We start from the raw sequence: 13587 nt of genomic DNA, 5'->3' as shown, positions 1-13587 counted from the left end.
CAAGCCGCGCCCTTGAGAGGCGAAAGTGCGGCAAACGACCACATGGCGTTGCCTGAAAACTGGGCTATGCCGAACAAGGTTCCGAAGGTATTCGGGATCAATGTGGCGAGGGGATTTATCCCCGATGGGCTGCGAAGCGGCCCCAAATCTTGTAATCCGGTTCAGTCAGGCATACCGCATGCGCTGAATGGCGACTGCTGCGCAGCCGATCGGGGATAAATCCCCTCGCCACAGAAGCACTCCCCCACTGCACGCTGTCATCTGTATAGAAGTTGTAACTGGGCGAACCGGATCATAAAAGCTAGAGTCTGATGGTTCACGCAGGCCAGAACTGAAAAAACCTGCGCCCCCATCAAGGAGCTTTCATGCACACATTTCGCCGCAGCGCCGCCCTTCTCGCCCTGACCATCGGCAGCGTCGCCAGCCTTCCGGCCCTGGCCGCCGATGAGCTGCACTACAACCAGATTGCCCTGCGCGCCGAAGTCAGCCAGGAAGTGGCCCGCGACCTGATGATCGTGACCCTCTACACCGAAGAGCAAAACACCGACCCGGCCAAACTCGCCGCCGACGTCAGCACCACCATGAACAAGGCACTGGCCCAGGCCAAGCAAGTCAAAGACATCACCCTGCGCCAAGGCAGCCGTAACAGCTACCCGATCTACGACACCAAGGGTCAGAAGATCACTGGCTGGCGTGAACGCGCCGAACTGCGCCTGGAAAGCGCCGACTTCGCCGCCCTGTCCAAACTCACCGGCGAACTGCTGACCGACCTGAAAATGGGCGGCATGGACTTCGCCATCGCCGACCCGACCCGCAAGGCCAGTGAAGACCAGTTGCTCAAAGAAGCCGTCACCGCCTTCAAGGCCCGCGCCCAACTGGCCACTGACGCACTCGGCGGCAAGAGCTACAAAATCGTCAACCTGAACCTCAACAGCAACGGCTACCCACAACCGTACCTGCGCGCCCCGATGATGATGAAAGCCGCCGGCATGGATTCAGCGCCAGTGACGCCGGAAGTTGAAGCGGGCACCAGCCAGGTCAGCATGACCGCTGATGGCTCGATTGAAGTGTTGATGCAGTGATGTGATATGGGCTGAATAAAAAACCGGCGATCAGAGCATGATCGCCGGTTTTTTTGTGCCTGGGATTTGTGTTGTTTGAGCTGTCGCCATCGCGAGCAGGCTCGCTCCCACAGTTGGAATGCGTACTCCTGTGGGAGCGAGCCTGCTCGCGAAGAACGATGACGCGGTAACCCTGGGGATCAGGTTTGCGGATCAACCCGATCCAGCGCCCGGTTCACCGCCAGTTCGGCCAGCATGATGATCTGCTGAATACCGAGCACCGTATTGCGCTGCGTGCCGCCCAACTCGTTGGCGAAGTTGCTGGCCGCTGCGCTGGCAGAGGCCAGTGATTCACAGGCGTGGGCGAGCAGGCTTTCGGTGTCGACGTTGGGGCAAACCATGAACATCGTGCTCGGTTGGCGCGGTTTTCTGGGTTGGGGACAGAGATAGAAATCGAGGGCGCGGTTGATGGCTTCGCGGTTTCGGGCGAGGTCTTCGGCGCGGAGGGCTTCTTCGAGGGGGGTTTCGAGGGGTGGGTCGGGGACCAATTTATCCATGGAGCATTTCCTTACGAATGACGCCATTCATTTCCGATCTCACTCGAGAAACGAGGTGGCAACTATGTACGGAGTGAGATTACCGGTAAGGAAACCAACCCGGCCGAACCGAAGTCCGCCCGTACATAGCCGCCATAAAGAACTGCCGACAGCATGAGCTGGCGGCGATTATGGAGCGGCTTTCGCAGGTTTCCAAATTCAATAACCGGGAATCTCACCTCCCGATCGCAGAGTCTTCTGCGACAACCCAAGCCTAGAGATCGCACGTCCGACGGACAACCTGAAAACCTTGTGGGAAGGTTCTGGTAATTCGACAGCTCTTTAAACAGCCAAAAGCGAACCCTCACCCTAGCCCTCTCCCGGAGGGAGAGGGGACTGACCGAGGTGTTTGGGAGAGGTACGCCGACGTGGGATACCGAGTCGAACTCAGGTTTGAAAAGCCCACAAATCGGCTCCCTCGCCCTCGGGAGAGCGCTGGGCTGGCGGCGTCCTGATGAGGGCCAAACCCAACACAACCCAAAAGCCGACCGCACGCTTTTCCACCACTCAACAGGATGAGCGTTAGCTCGGCTGCAGCTTTTGATCTTGATCCACGGGCGACGTCGGAAGGCTGAGTGGAGGGATTGATCCGGGGGTGGGAGCGCAGCGACCGTTTGGCGAAGCCAAACACAGCGAAAGGAGGTGCAGCGAAGCAAACCGGAGACGCTGCGCCCGGATCGATCCCGGAGCGAAGTGTAGTGGTCTAATGAAACCGGACACCCATTTAGGCGAGAATGCTCGCCAGATCGAGGTGTCAGATGACTAAACAACGCCGCTCCTTTACTCCTGAATTCAAGCGCGAGGCTGCTGACCTTGTGCTCAAACAAAACTACAGCTACATCGAAGCCAGCCGTTCGCTCGGCATTGGTGAGTCGGCATTGCGCCGCTGGGTTGACCAGATTCAGAAAGAACATAAAGGCGTCACTCCGCAGAGCAAGGCACTGACTCCGGAACAGCAAAAAATTCAGGAGCTGGAAGCCCGGATTGCTCGGCTTGAGCGAGAGAAATCAATACTAAAAAAGGCTACCGCGCTCTTGATGTCGGAAGATCACGAGCGTTCGCGCTGATTGACCAGTTGAGGGCACATGAGCCGGTTGATTGGCTGTGCAAGGTGTTTGACGTCACTCGCTCGTGTTACTACGCCCAGCGCCTGCGGCGCCGCACGCCGGATGTCGAACGGCTTCGATTGCGTAGTCGCGTAAGTGAGCTGTTCTCGCAAAGTCGCAGCTCTGCGGGCAGTCGCAGCATCCTGTCACTGATGCGTGAAGACGGTGAGCAACTCGGTCGATTCAAAGTGCGTAGCTTGATGCGCGAGCTTGATTTAGTCAGCAAACAACCCGGCTCCCATGCCTACAAACGAGCAACAGTAGAAAGACTGGATATCCCGAACACATTGAATCGCGAGTTCGACGTGCCTGCGCCCAATCAAGTCTGGTGCGGCGATATCACCTACATTTGGGCACAAGGAAAGTGGCATTACCTGGCTGTCGTCCTGGATCTTTGTACGCGTCGGATCGTGGGCTGGGCGCTGTCGGAAAAGCCAGACGCTGAGTTGGTGATCAAAGCGCTGGATATGGCTTACGAGCAGCGTGGCAGGCCTTCGGATCTGCTATTCCACTCGGACCAGGGATCGCAATATGCAAGCCGACTCTTTCGCCAGCGGTTGTGGCGATACCGCATGCGTCAGAGCATGAGTCGACGAGGAAACTGCTGGGATAACGCACCGATGGAGCGCGTATTTCGTAGCTTGAAAACAGAATGGATACCGACCGTGGGCTATCGAACTGCGCAGGAAGCACAGCGCGATATCAGCCACTTTTTGATGCATCGCTACAACTGGATTCGGCCTCACCAGTTCAACGAGGGGTTGGCACCAGCGCGGGCCGAGGAAGAACTTAACGTCGTGTCCGGGATTGGTTGACCACTACAAAGGAACCCCGAGCCCCAGCGAGCGGGCCGCACGCAGGAGCAAGCCTTTTTGGTTACTTTTTCGGCGTCTGGAAAAAGTGACCCGCCGTAAGGGCGGAACCCCAAGCAGCCATAACCGCAGCAACGGATATACACACAACCCGCCAGATATACCGAGATAGACACTCCCCCAAGAAAAACGATATTTCCGAACCCCCACAATTCCCCGCTAATCTCAACCCAAAACCACCTCCATACCCCCGGGGACTCCATGCCAAGATCCACCCTCAAACCGCTTTTGATCTCGCTGGCCCTGGCCACAACCGCCCCGATAGCAAACGCCGCCACAACCCTGGTCTACTGCTCCGAAGCCAGCCCCGCAGGCTTCGACCCCAGCCAATACACCAGCGGTACCGACTTCGACGCCTCCGCCGAAACCGTCTTCAACCGCCTCACCCAATTCAAACGCGGCGGCACCGACATCGAACCCGGCCTGGCCACAAAATGGGACGTCTCAACGGATGGCCTGCAGTACACCTTCCACCTGCGCCAGAGCGTGAAATTCCACAAAACGGAATACTTCACCCCAACCCGCGACTTCAACGCCGACGACGTCCTCTTCACCTTCCAACGCCTGCTCGACCCGGAAAACGCCTTCCGCAAGGCCTACCCCGCCGAGTCCCCGTATTTCACCGACATGGGCCTCAACACCACCATCAAATCAGTCGAAAAACTCGACGCGCAAACCGTGCGCTTCAACCTCAACAACGTCGACGCCGCCTTCGTGCAAAACCTCGCCATGAGCTTCGCCTCGGTGCAATCCGCCGAATACGCCGCGCAACTGCTGAAGGAAGGCAAAGCCGCCGACCTCAACCAGAAACCGATCGGCACCGGCCCGTTCGTGTTCAAGCGCTATCAAAAAGATTCGCAAATCCGCTACGTCGCGAACACGGCCTACTGGAAACCCGAAGATGTAAAGATCGACAACCTGATTTTCTCGATCACCCCGGACGCCGCCGTACGCCTGCAAAAACTCAAAACCGGCGAATGCCAGGTCAGCGGTTACCCACGCCCCGCCGACATCGAAGTGATGGAAAAAGACCCGAACCTGCGCGTGCTGAAACAGGCCGGTTTCAACCTTGGCTTCCTCGCCTACAACACCACTCACCCGCCGCTGGACCAGCTCAAGGTGCGTCAGGCCCTGGACATGGCCATCGACAAACCGGCGATCATCAAAGCCGTTTACCAGAGTGCCGGTCAGTTGGCCCAGAACGCTTTGCCGCCGGCGCAATGGTCGTTCGATCCGAACATCAAGGACGCGCCGCACGATCCGGCAAAGGCCAAGGCGCTACTTAAAGAAGCAGGGGTTGCACCGGGTACAACCATCAACCTTTGGGCAATGACCGTGCAGCGCGCCTCGAACCCGAATGCGCGGATGTCGGCGCAGATGATCCAGCAGGATTGGGAGAAGATCGGCATCAAGGCCAACATCGTCAGCTATGAATGGGGCGAGTACATCAAGCGCGCCAAGAACGGCGAACACGACGCGATGATCTACGGCTGGACCGGCGACAACGGCGATCCGGACAACTGGCTCGGCGTGCTTTACAGCTGCGCGGCGGTGAAAGGCAGCAACTACGCCAAATGGTGCGACCCGGCCTACGACAAACTGGTGCAACAGGCCAAGGTGTCCACTGACAAAGCGCAGCGGGTAAAACTGTATCAACAGGCGCAACTGATCCTTAAACAGCAGGTGCCGATCACCCCGATCGCCAACTCCACGGTGTTCCAACCACTGCGTAAAGAAGTCACTGATTTCCGTATCAGCCCTTTTGGTCTAACCCCCTTTTACGGCGTGGGTATAAATAAGTAACACCGAGCCCCAAGGCGGCGCGCACAGCCTGAACCGCGCACCATTTTGGGGCTTCATTTGCACCGTAAAAACCACCCGCAAACGGTCAAATGCGTCAAAAGTTATACAGATGCGACATTAAGGTACGTTCGTGCCACCGTTTGAGGCCGCCGGCCGCTCTGGATCTTGCATTGGGTATGGCGCCTGCATAAGTATCCGCAGGCACGACTCACGAGGTCGTACCTCAAATCAAAAAATGACAACAAATCATGAGGCCAACATGCTTAAACACGCGGTCATTCCGTTTTTAGTCGGCGCAGGCTTGTTAGCCTCCGCACCTTTCGCATCCGCTGCGACTAACCTGGTGTTTTGCTCCGAAGGGAGCCCGGCCGGTTTTGATCCGGGCCAGTACACCACCGGAACCGACTTCGACGCCTCAGCCGAAACCATGTTCAACCGTCTGACCCAGTTCGAACGCGGCGGCACCGCCGTGATTCCTGGTCTGGCGACCAAGTGGGACATTTCCGATGACGGCCTGACTTACACCTTCCACCTGCGTGAAGGCGTCAAGTTCCACACCACCCCGTATTTCAAGCCGACTCGTGAGTTCAACGCCGACGACGTGCTGTTCACCTTTAATCGCATGATTAACAAGGATGACCCGTTCCGTAAGGCGTACCCGACCGAATTCCCGTACTTCACCGACATGGGGATGGACACCAACATCACCAAGATCGATAAAGTCGACGACCACACCGTCAAGTTCACCCTTAAAGAAGTTGATGCTGCGTTCATCCAGAACATGGCCATGAGCTTCGCGTCCGTTCAGTCCGCCGAGTACGCTGCCCAGCTGCTCAAGGAAGGCAAGCCTGCCGACATCAACCAGAAGCCGATCGGCACTGGTCCGTTCGTGTTCAAGAGCTACCAGAAAGACTCCAACATCCGCTACACCGGGAACAAGGACTACTGGAAGCCTGAAGACGTGAAGATCGACAACCTGATCTTCGCTATCACCACCGACCCGTCGGTACGCATTCAGAAGCTGAAAAAGAACGAGTGCCAGGTCACCCTGTTCCCGCGTCCAGCCGACCTGAAAGCGCTGAAAGAAGACAAGTCGCTGAAGATGCCTGACCAGGCTGGTTTCAACCTGGGCTACATCGCCTACAACGTGATGGACAAGGTCAAGGGCAGCAACGAAGCGAACCCGCTGGCCGACCTGCGCGTGCGTCAGGCACTGGACATGGCTGTCAACAAGTCTCAGATCATCGACTCGGTTTACCAGGGCGCTGGCCAATTGGCCGTCAACGCCATGCCGCCGACCCAGTGGTCTTACGACACCACCATCAAGGATGCCAAGTACGACCCTGAGAAAGCCAAGCAGCTGCTCAAGGAAGCCGGCGTCAAGGAAGGTACCGAGATCGTTCTGTGGGCGATGCCGGTGCAGCGTCCGTACAACCCGAACGCCAAGCTGATGGCTGAAATGCTCCAGTCCGACTGGGCCAAGATCGGCTTGAAAGTGAAGATCACCAGCTACGAATGGGGCGAGTACATCAAGCGTTCCAAAGGTGGCGAGAACCAGGCCATGATCATTGGCTGGAGCGGTGACAACGGTGATCCGGACAACTGGCTCAACGTTCTGTTTGGCTGCGATTCGCTGAGCGGCAACAACTTCTCCAAATGGTGCGACAAGAAGTTCGACGGCCTCGTCAAAGAAGCCAAGCGCACCACCGACCAGGGCAAGCGCACCGAACTGTACAAACAGGCGCAACACGTCCTCAAAGATGCTGTTCCAATGACACCTATCGCTCACTCGACGGTGTATCAACCCATGCGCGCCAACGTGCAGGACTTCAAGATCAGCCCATTTGGCTTGAACTCCTTCTACGGCGTCAGCGTCAGCAAATAAAAAGACACAGCGGCGACGTTTCCAGCGTCGCCGCTGTTTTTTTCTGCCGATTGGCTAGGAATTTGCCTACATCCGTTTCCGCCCTGCCTTAACAGAGTGGTACAGGATGTGTTGCCTTTTCCTACGAGTCTTTAGGACTCAACGCATTTACTGCCAGATCCACGGCCCCTACCGTCGGGTTCTGACCAGTGGCTGTGTGGGCTAACGGTTTTGCTGTCCGTACTGGTTTGAGCTTGATGCAGCCACAACATCCCCGGACGGGATCGCGGCGCATCGAACAACACTAAAAAAGAGGGAGCGTCATGCGCCATACCTTGGTTTTTTCCGCATTGCTGGGTGCCGGTCTGTTGACCGTCTCGTCAGCCAGTTTCGCCGCACCCAAAAGCCTGGTTTTCTGCTCCGAAGGCAGCCCGGCGGGTTTTGATACCGCGCAATACACGACGGCCACCGATAACGATGCCGCCGAGCCGCTGTACAACCGTTTGGTCGAGTTCGAAAAAGGCGCGACCAATGTCGTCCCTGGCCTGGCGACCAAGTGGGATATTTCCGAGGATGGTCTCAAGTACACCTTTCACCTACGTGAAGGTGTGAAATTTCATACAACGCCGTACTTCAAGCCGACCCGCGATTTAAACGCCGACGACGTGCTGTTTACGTTCAATCGCATGCTTGATGCACAGCAGCCTTTCCGTAAGGCTTATCCGACCGAATTCCCGTATTTCAACGGGATGAGCCTGAACAAGAACATCGCCAAGGTCGAAAAGACCGGGCCGCTGACCGTAGAGTTCACGCTCAACAGCGTCGACGCCGCGTTCATCCAGAACATCGCCATGAGCTTCGCCGCCATCCTGTCTGCCGAATACGCCGACAAACTGCTGGCCGAAGGCAAGCCGAGCGACATCAACCAGAAGCCGATCGGCACTGGGCCGTTCGTGTTCAAGAGCTACCAGAAAGACTCGAACATCCGTTACACAGCTAATAAACATTACTGGGATCCGAGCCGGGTAAAACTCGACAACCTGATCTTCGCGATCAACACCGACGCTTCGGTGCGCGTGCAGAAGCTCAAGGCTGGTGAATGCCAGGTCACCCTGCATCCGCGCCCTGCCGATGTTGAAGCGCTGAAGACCGATCCAAAGCTGCAACTGATCTCCAAGCCCGGCTTCAACCTCGGCTACATCGCCTACAACGTTCGGCACAAACCGTTTGACCAGCTCGAAGTGCGTCAGGCGCTGGACATGGCGGTGAATAAACAGGGGATTCTCAACGCTGTTTATCAAGGCGCCGGCCAACTGGCCGTCAACGCCATGCCACCGACCCAGTGGTCTTACGACGACACGATCAAAGACGCAGCCTACAACCCGGAAAAAGCCAAAGAGCTGCTCAAGGCTGCCGGCGTCAAAGAAGGCACCGAGATCACCCTGTGGGCAATGCCGGTACAGCGTCCGTACAACCCGAACGCCAAACTGATGGCCGAAATGCTCCAGGCTGACTGGGCGAAAATCGGTCTGAAAGTGAAGATCGTCAGCTATGAATGGGGCGAGTACATCAAGCGCACCAAGAACGGCGAGCACGACATCAGCCTGATCGGCTGGACCGGTGACAACGGTGACCCGGACAACTGGCTCGGCACGCTTTACAGCTGCGACGCCATTGGCGGCAACAACTACTCCATGTGGTGCGATCCGGCTTACGACAAGCTGATCAAAGAAGCCAAGGTCGTCACCGACCGCGACCAGCGCACCACGCTCTATAAACAGGCCCAGCAGTTGCTCAAGCAGCAAGTGCCGATCACGCCTGTCGCCCACTCGACGGTCAACCAGCCGTTAAGCACTCGGGTCGAAGGGTTCAAGGTGAGCCCCTTCGGGCGCAACGTGTTCTCGGGTGTCAGTATCGATTAACCCAACCGATTAGCCGCAATACTGAGGGGGGCCGTCTATCCCCCTCACGCAAGCGCTTTGCCAAAATTCGCCAATCCGGCATTTTGCAAACGTTTGCGGTGTGTGAATAAGTTCTAAACCAATAACCGGCCAACCCAAAAAAGCCGGCATAAAAAGAAAGTAAAGGAGCTTCACCCATGAAACTGAGCAGCACCGCGATACTGGCCCTGGCCATCAGCAGCATCACCGCCACGGCGTACGCAGAACCTGTAAGTCAGGAGTTCGTCCCTACCACATTGGCCGGCAGTAGCGCCCAAAGCGAGGCCAAGGGTTTTATCGATGGACAAAGCCTGGGCGGCACAACCCGTAACTGGTACGCCAACGAACTGAAGCGTCGTGATGACACCTTCAGCTACGTGAAGAACAGCGACAAGAACACTTCGCCATTGGTCAAGACACCGACCCAGCGTCGTATCAACTGGGTGCAAGGCACCATCGTCAACTACACCTCGGGCTTCACCCAAGGCACCGTTGGCGTCAGCACTGAAGTGGCGGCGTACAACGCCATCGTTCTGGACGGTGATCGCAAGAACATCGCTGGCGGCTCCAACCGTACCCTGGCGGACTCCGACGGCGACGCCGTAGACCAGTGGAGCAAACTGGGTCTGGCCAACGTCAAGTTCCGTGTGTCCAACACCACGCTGACCGCGGGCCGCCAGAACTTCAGCACGCCGATCGTCGACGTCATCGGTAACCGTCCGCTGCCTTCGAGCTTCGAAGGTATCAGCCTGCACAGCGAAGAGCTCAACAACCTGTCGTTCGACCTGGCAGGTTTTGACCGCGTCTCGCCACGTACTGAACAAAGCTTGTCGAAATTCCGCTCCGAGTACTCCGCCACTGGCGTTGAGACCGACAAGGTCTACACCGCCGGCGTGAACTACCAGCCGCTGAAGAGCCTGAAAACCAGCCTGTACGTCGCCAACGTCGAAGACTTCTGGAACCAGTACTACTTCGGCGGCACCCACGAACTGGGTGATAGCCAGGTGCTGAGCCTGACCACCGGTCTGAACTACTACAAGACCGTCGACGAAGGCAAAAAGTTGATGGGCAACATCGACAACGACACCTACTCGCTGTCGTTGGGTCTGACTCACCAGGCCCACAGCCTGACCTTCTCGTACCAGGAAGTTAACGGTAACGAGTACTTCGACTACCTGCACGAAACCAACGGCATCTACCTGGCCAACTCCCTGCTGTCGGACTTCAACGGCCCGAACGAGAAATCCTTCCAGATCGCCTACGGCATCAACATGGCCGAGTACGGCGTACCAGGCCTGAAGTTCAACATCTACCAGGCACGCGGCTGGGGCATCGACGGTACTCACTACCGCGGCACTGCCTACACCGATCCGGGAGCCAAGCGAGGCGACCTGAGCCTGATGGATGGTGAGACCCATTACGAATACGGCGTCGGTGCTTCCTACGCAGTACAAAGCGGTCCACTCAAGGCCACCGCCATTCGTGCGACATACACCACTCACCGCGCCAGCGAAAACCAGGCTGATGGCAACATCAACGAGTTCCGTCTCGTGACCACGATTCCATTCAACATCCTGTAAAAAACGCCAACCGACGGCTGACTCATGATGAGTCGGCCGTTCGGTTTTTTGTCTTCAACCGATTGCAGAGGGTTATCGATGAAAATGCTTCCCCTACGTGCGGCCGTCGCTGCCGCGTTGTTGAGCGCCGCCATCGGCGTCTCGGCCAAACCCTTGGTGGTCTGCACCGAAGCCAGTCCGGAAGGCTTCGACATGGTCCAGTACACAACTGCAGTCACGGCGGACGCTGTGGCCGAAACCATCTTCAACCGCCTGGTGGACTTCAAGCCGGGTACGACGGAAATCGTTCCGGCCCTGGCAGACACCTGGGAAATCAGTGAAGACGGCCTGACCTACACGTTCCACCTGCGAAAAGGCGTCAAGTTCCACACCACCGAATACTTCAAGCCGACCCGCGACATGAATGCCGACGACGTGCTCTGGAGCTTCCAGCGTCAACTGGACCCGAATCACCCGTGGCACAAACTGTCGAGCGTGGGCTTCCCGTACTTTGAAAGCATGGGCTTCAAGGAACTGCTCAAGAACGTGGAAAAGGTCGACGACTACACGGTCAAGTTCACCCTGACCCGTCGCGAAGCGCCGTTCCTGGCCGACGTGGCCATGCCGTTCACCGCGATCTACTCCGCCGAATACGCCGACCAGTTGCTCAAGGCCAACAAGACCGCCGACCTGAACAACAAGCCAGTCGGCACCGGCCCGTTCATCTTCCAGCGTTACGCCAAGGATGCCCAGGTACGCTTCAAGGCCAACCCGGAATATTTCCGTGGCAAGCCACCGGCCGACGCGTTGATTCTGGCAATCGCCACCGACAACAACGTGCGCCTGCAAAAGCTCAAGGCCAACGAGTGCCAGATCGCGCTGTATCCGAAACCGGATGACATCCCGAGCATCAAGAAAGACAGCAATCTGAAGGTCGATGAACTGAACGCGATGACCGTTTCGTACATCGCCATGAACACCCAACACAAATACATGAGCGACGTGCGCGTGCGTAAGGCGATCGATATCGCCTTCGACAAAGCCGCTTACGTCAATGCACTGTTCGGCAAGGGCAACGCGACCGTCGCGGTCAACCCGTACCCGGATACCCTGCTCGGTTACAACAACGAACTGAAGAATCCGCCACGCGACCTCGACAAGGCTCGCGCCCTGCTCAAGGAAGCCGGGGTTCCAGAAGGCACCACGTTTACCCTGTTTACCCGCAACGGCGGTGGTCCGACCAATCCGAACCCGATGCTCGGCGCACAAATGATGCAGGCTGACCTGGCGAAAGTCGGGATCAAGATCGACATCCGTGTGATGGAATGGGGCGAGATGCTTAAACGCGCCAAGGCCGGCGAGCACGACATGGTCTCGGCCGGATGGGCGGGCGACAACGGCGACCCGGATAACTTCCTGACGCCTATGCTCAGTTGCGAAGCGGCCAAGAACGGCGAAAACTACGCGCGCTGGTGCAGCGAGAAGTTCCAGGCGCTGATCGACGAAGCACGAGCTAAAGTAGATCCGGCCGAACGCGCCAAGCTGTATGAACAAGCCCAGGTGATCTTTAACCAGGATCAACCATGGATCAGCATGGCCCACACGCGGATGTTTACTGCAATGCGCAACAACGTAGAGGGCTATCACATCAGCCCCCTGACAACTAATAACTTCGCCACTACCCAGGTGAAGTAGATAAGAAACTCCCGGCCTCCCTGACCCCAGGGAAGCCGGGCACGCCTAACCGGCTGATGAGGTACCACACAAGATGTTTAGTTTTATTGCCCGCCGACTGGGGTTGTTGATCCCCACGTTTTTCGGCATCACCTTGCTGACTTTCGCGTTGATTCGCATGATTCCGGGCGACCCCGTGGAAGTGATGATGGGCGAACGTCGGGTCGACCCCGAAATGCACGCTCAGGCAATGGAACGCCTAGGTCTGAACAAACCGTTGTATGCCCAGTATCTGGACTACATCGGCAAACTGGCCCACGGCGATCTCGGCGAATCCCTGCGTACCCGTGAGAGCGTCTGGACCGAGTTCACCTCCCTTTTCCCGGCGACCCTGGAACTGTCCATGGCCGCCCTGCTGTTCGCCGGCATTCTGGGCCTCTTGGCCGGGGTGATCGCGGCACTCAAACGAGGATCTTTATTCGACCACGGGGTGATGGGCATCTCCCTCGCGGGTTATTCGATGCCGATCTTCTGGTGGGGTCTGATCCTGATCATGTTCTTCTCGGTGAGCCTGGGCTGGACCCCGGTGTCCGGGCGGATCGACCTGCTTTACGACATCGAGCCACGTACCGGTTTCATGTTGATCGATACGCTGCTGGCCGATGACGTCGGCGCGTTCTTCGATGCGCTGCATCACCTGATTCTGCCGGCCATCGTGCTCGGCACCATTCCACTGGCAGTGATCGCGCGGATGACCCGTTCGTCGATGCTTGAAGTGCTGCGCGAAGACTACATCCGCACCGCCAAGGCCAAAGGCCTGTCGCCGTCGCGCGTGGTGTTCGTTCACGGCCTGCGCAACGCGCTGATTCCGGTACTCACCGTGGTCGGCCTGCAAGTCGGCACCCTGCTGGCCGGTGCAGTCCTGACCGAAACCATTTTCTCCTGGCCCGGCATCGGTAAATGGCTGATCGAAGCCATCGGCGCCCGGGACTACCCGGTTGTGCAAAACGGCATCCTGTTAATCGCCTGCCTGGTGATTCTGGTCAACTTCGTAGTGGACATCCTCTACGGCTTTGCCAACCCACGCATCCGTCATCAGCGCTGAGATCATG

General features: G+C 57.5%; 9 protein-coding genes. 8 read left to right on the top strand and 1 reads right to left on the bottom strand.

Going from position 1 to position 13587, the window contains the following annotated elements:
- The first annotated feature begins 365 nt into the window (after nt 1–365).
- Nucleotides 366–1082: an SIMPL domain-containing protein gene (locus tag ACA074_RS04230; protein WP_187676752.1), complete on the top strand. Its 717-nt coding sequence runs from the start codon at nt 366–368 to the stop codon at nt 1080–1082.
- A 179-nt stretch (nt 1083–1261) separates the two neighbouring features.
- On the opposite strand, the gene ACA074_RS04225 is transcribed toward ACA074_RS04230, so the two are convergent.
- On the bottom strand, nt 1262–1618 hold the full coding sequence (locus ACA074_RS04225) for a DUF6124 family protein (protein ID WP_489879244.1): 357 nt from the start codon (nt 1616–1618) through the stop codon (nt 1262–1264).
- A gap of 797 nt (nt 1619–2415) precedes the next feature.
- Between ACA074_RS04225 and ACA074_RS04220 the strand changes: the two genes are divergently transcribed.
- The 7 genes from ACA074_RS04220 (at nt 2416) to ACA074_RS04190 (ending at nt 13580) form a co-directional block, all read left to right on the top strand.
- A protein-coding gene (locus tag ACA074_RS04220) for an IS3 family transposase (protein WP_497677316.1) occupies nt 2416–3578 on the top strand; the annotation gives its coding sequence in 2 pieces (ribosomal slippage) (nt 2416–2671 and nt 2671–3578; 1164 coding nt in all).
- 258 nt (nt 3579–3836) lie between these two features.
- Nucleotides 3837–5438 carry an ABC transporter substrate-binding protein gene (locus tag ACA074_RS04215; RefSeq protein ID WP_497678501.1) on the top strand — a complete coding sequence of 534 codons (1602 nt, stop codon included), beginning with the start codon at nt 3837–3839 and terminating at the stop codon, nt 5436–5438.
- 259 nt (nt 5439–5697) lie between these two features.
- Nucleotides 5698–7323: an ABC transporter substrate-binding protein gene (locus ACA074_RS04210; RefSeq protein WP_497678500.1), complete on the top strand. Its 1626-nt coding sequence runs from the start codon at nt 5698–5700 to the stop codon at nt 7321–7323.
- Nucleotides 7324–7625: 302 nt separating this feature from the next.
- Nucleotides 7626–9224 (top strand): ABC transporter substrate-binding protein, encoded by a 1599-nt coding sequence (locus tag ACA074_RS04205; RefSeq protein WP_401268833.1) that lies wholly within the window; start codon nt 7626–7628, stop codon nt 9222–9224.
- A 176-nt stretch (nt 9225–9400) separates the two neighbouring features.
- Nucleotides 9401–10822, top strand: a complete 1422-nt coding sequence (locus tag ACA074_RS04200) for an OprD family porin (RefSeq protein WP_187676747.1) — start codon at nt 9401–9403, stop codon at nt 10820–10822.
- Between the two features lie 78 nt (nt 10823–10900).
- Nucleotides 10901–12496, top strand: coding sequence for an ABC transporter substrate-binding protein (locus ACA074_RS04195; RefSeq protein ID WP_497616420.1), 1596 nt, complete (start codon nt 10901–10903; stop codon nt 12494–12496).
- Nucleotides 12497–12569: 73 nt separating this feature from the next.
- A complete protein-coding gene (locus ACA074_RS04190) occupies nt 12570–13580 on the top strand; it encodes an ABC transporter permease subunit (protein WP_008085273.1) in 1011 nt (336 codons plus the stop codon).
- The last annotated feature ends 7 nt before the right edge of the window (nt 13581–13587 follow it).

The sequence above is a fragment of the Pseudomonas sp. LBUM1655 genome (assembly GCF_059716085.1).
This window is presented reverse-complemented; position numbering and strand designations above follow the sequence as displayed.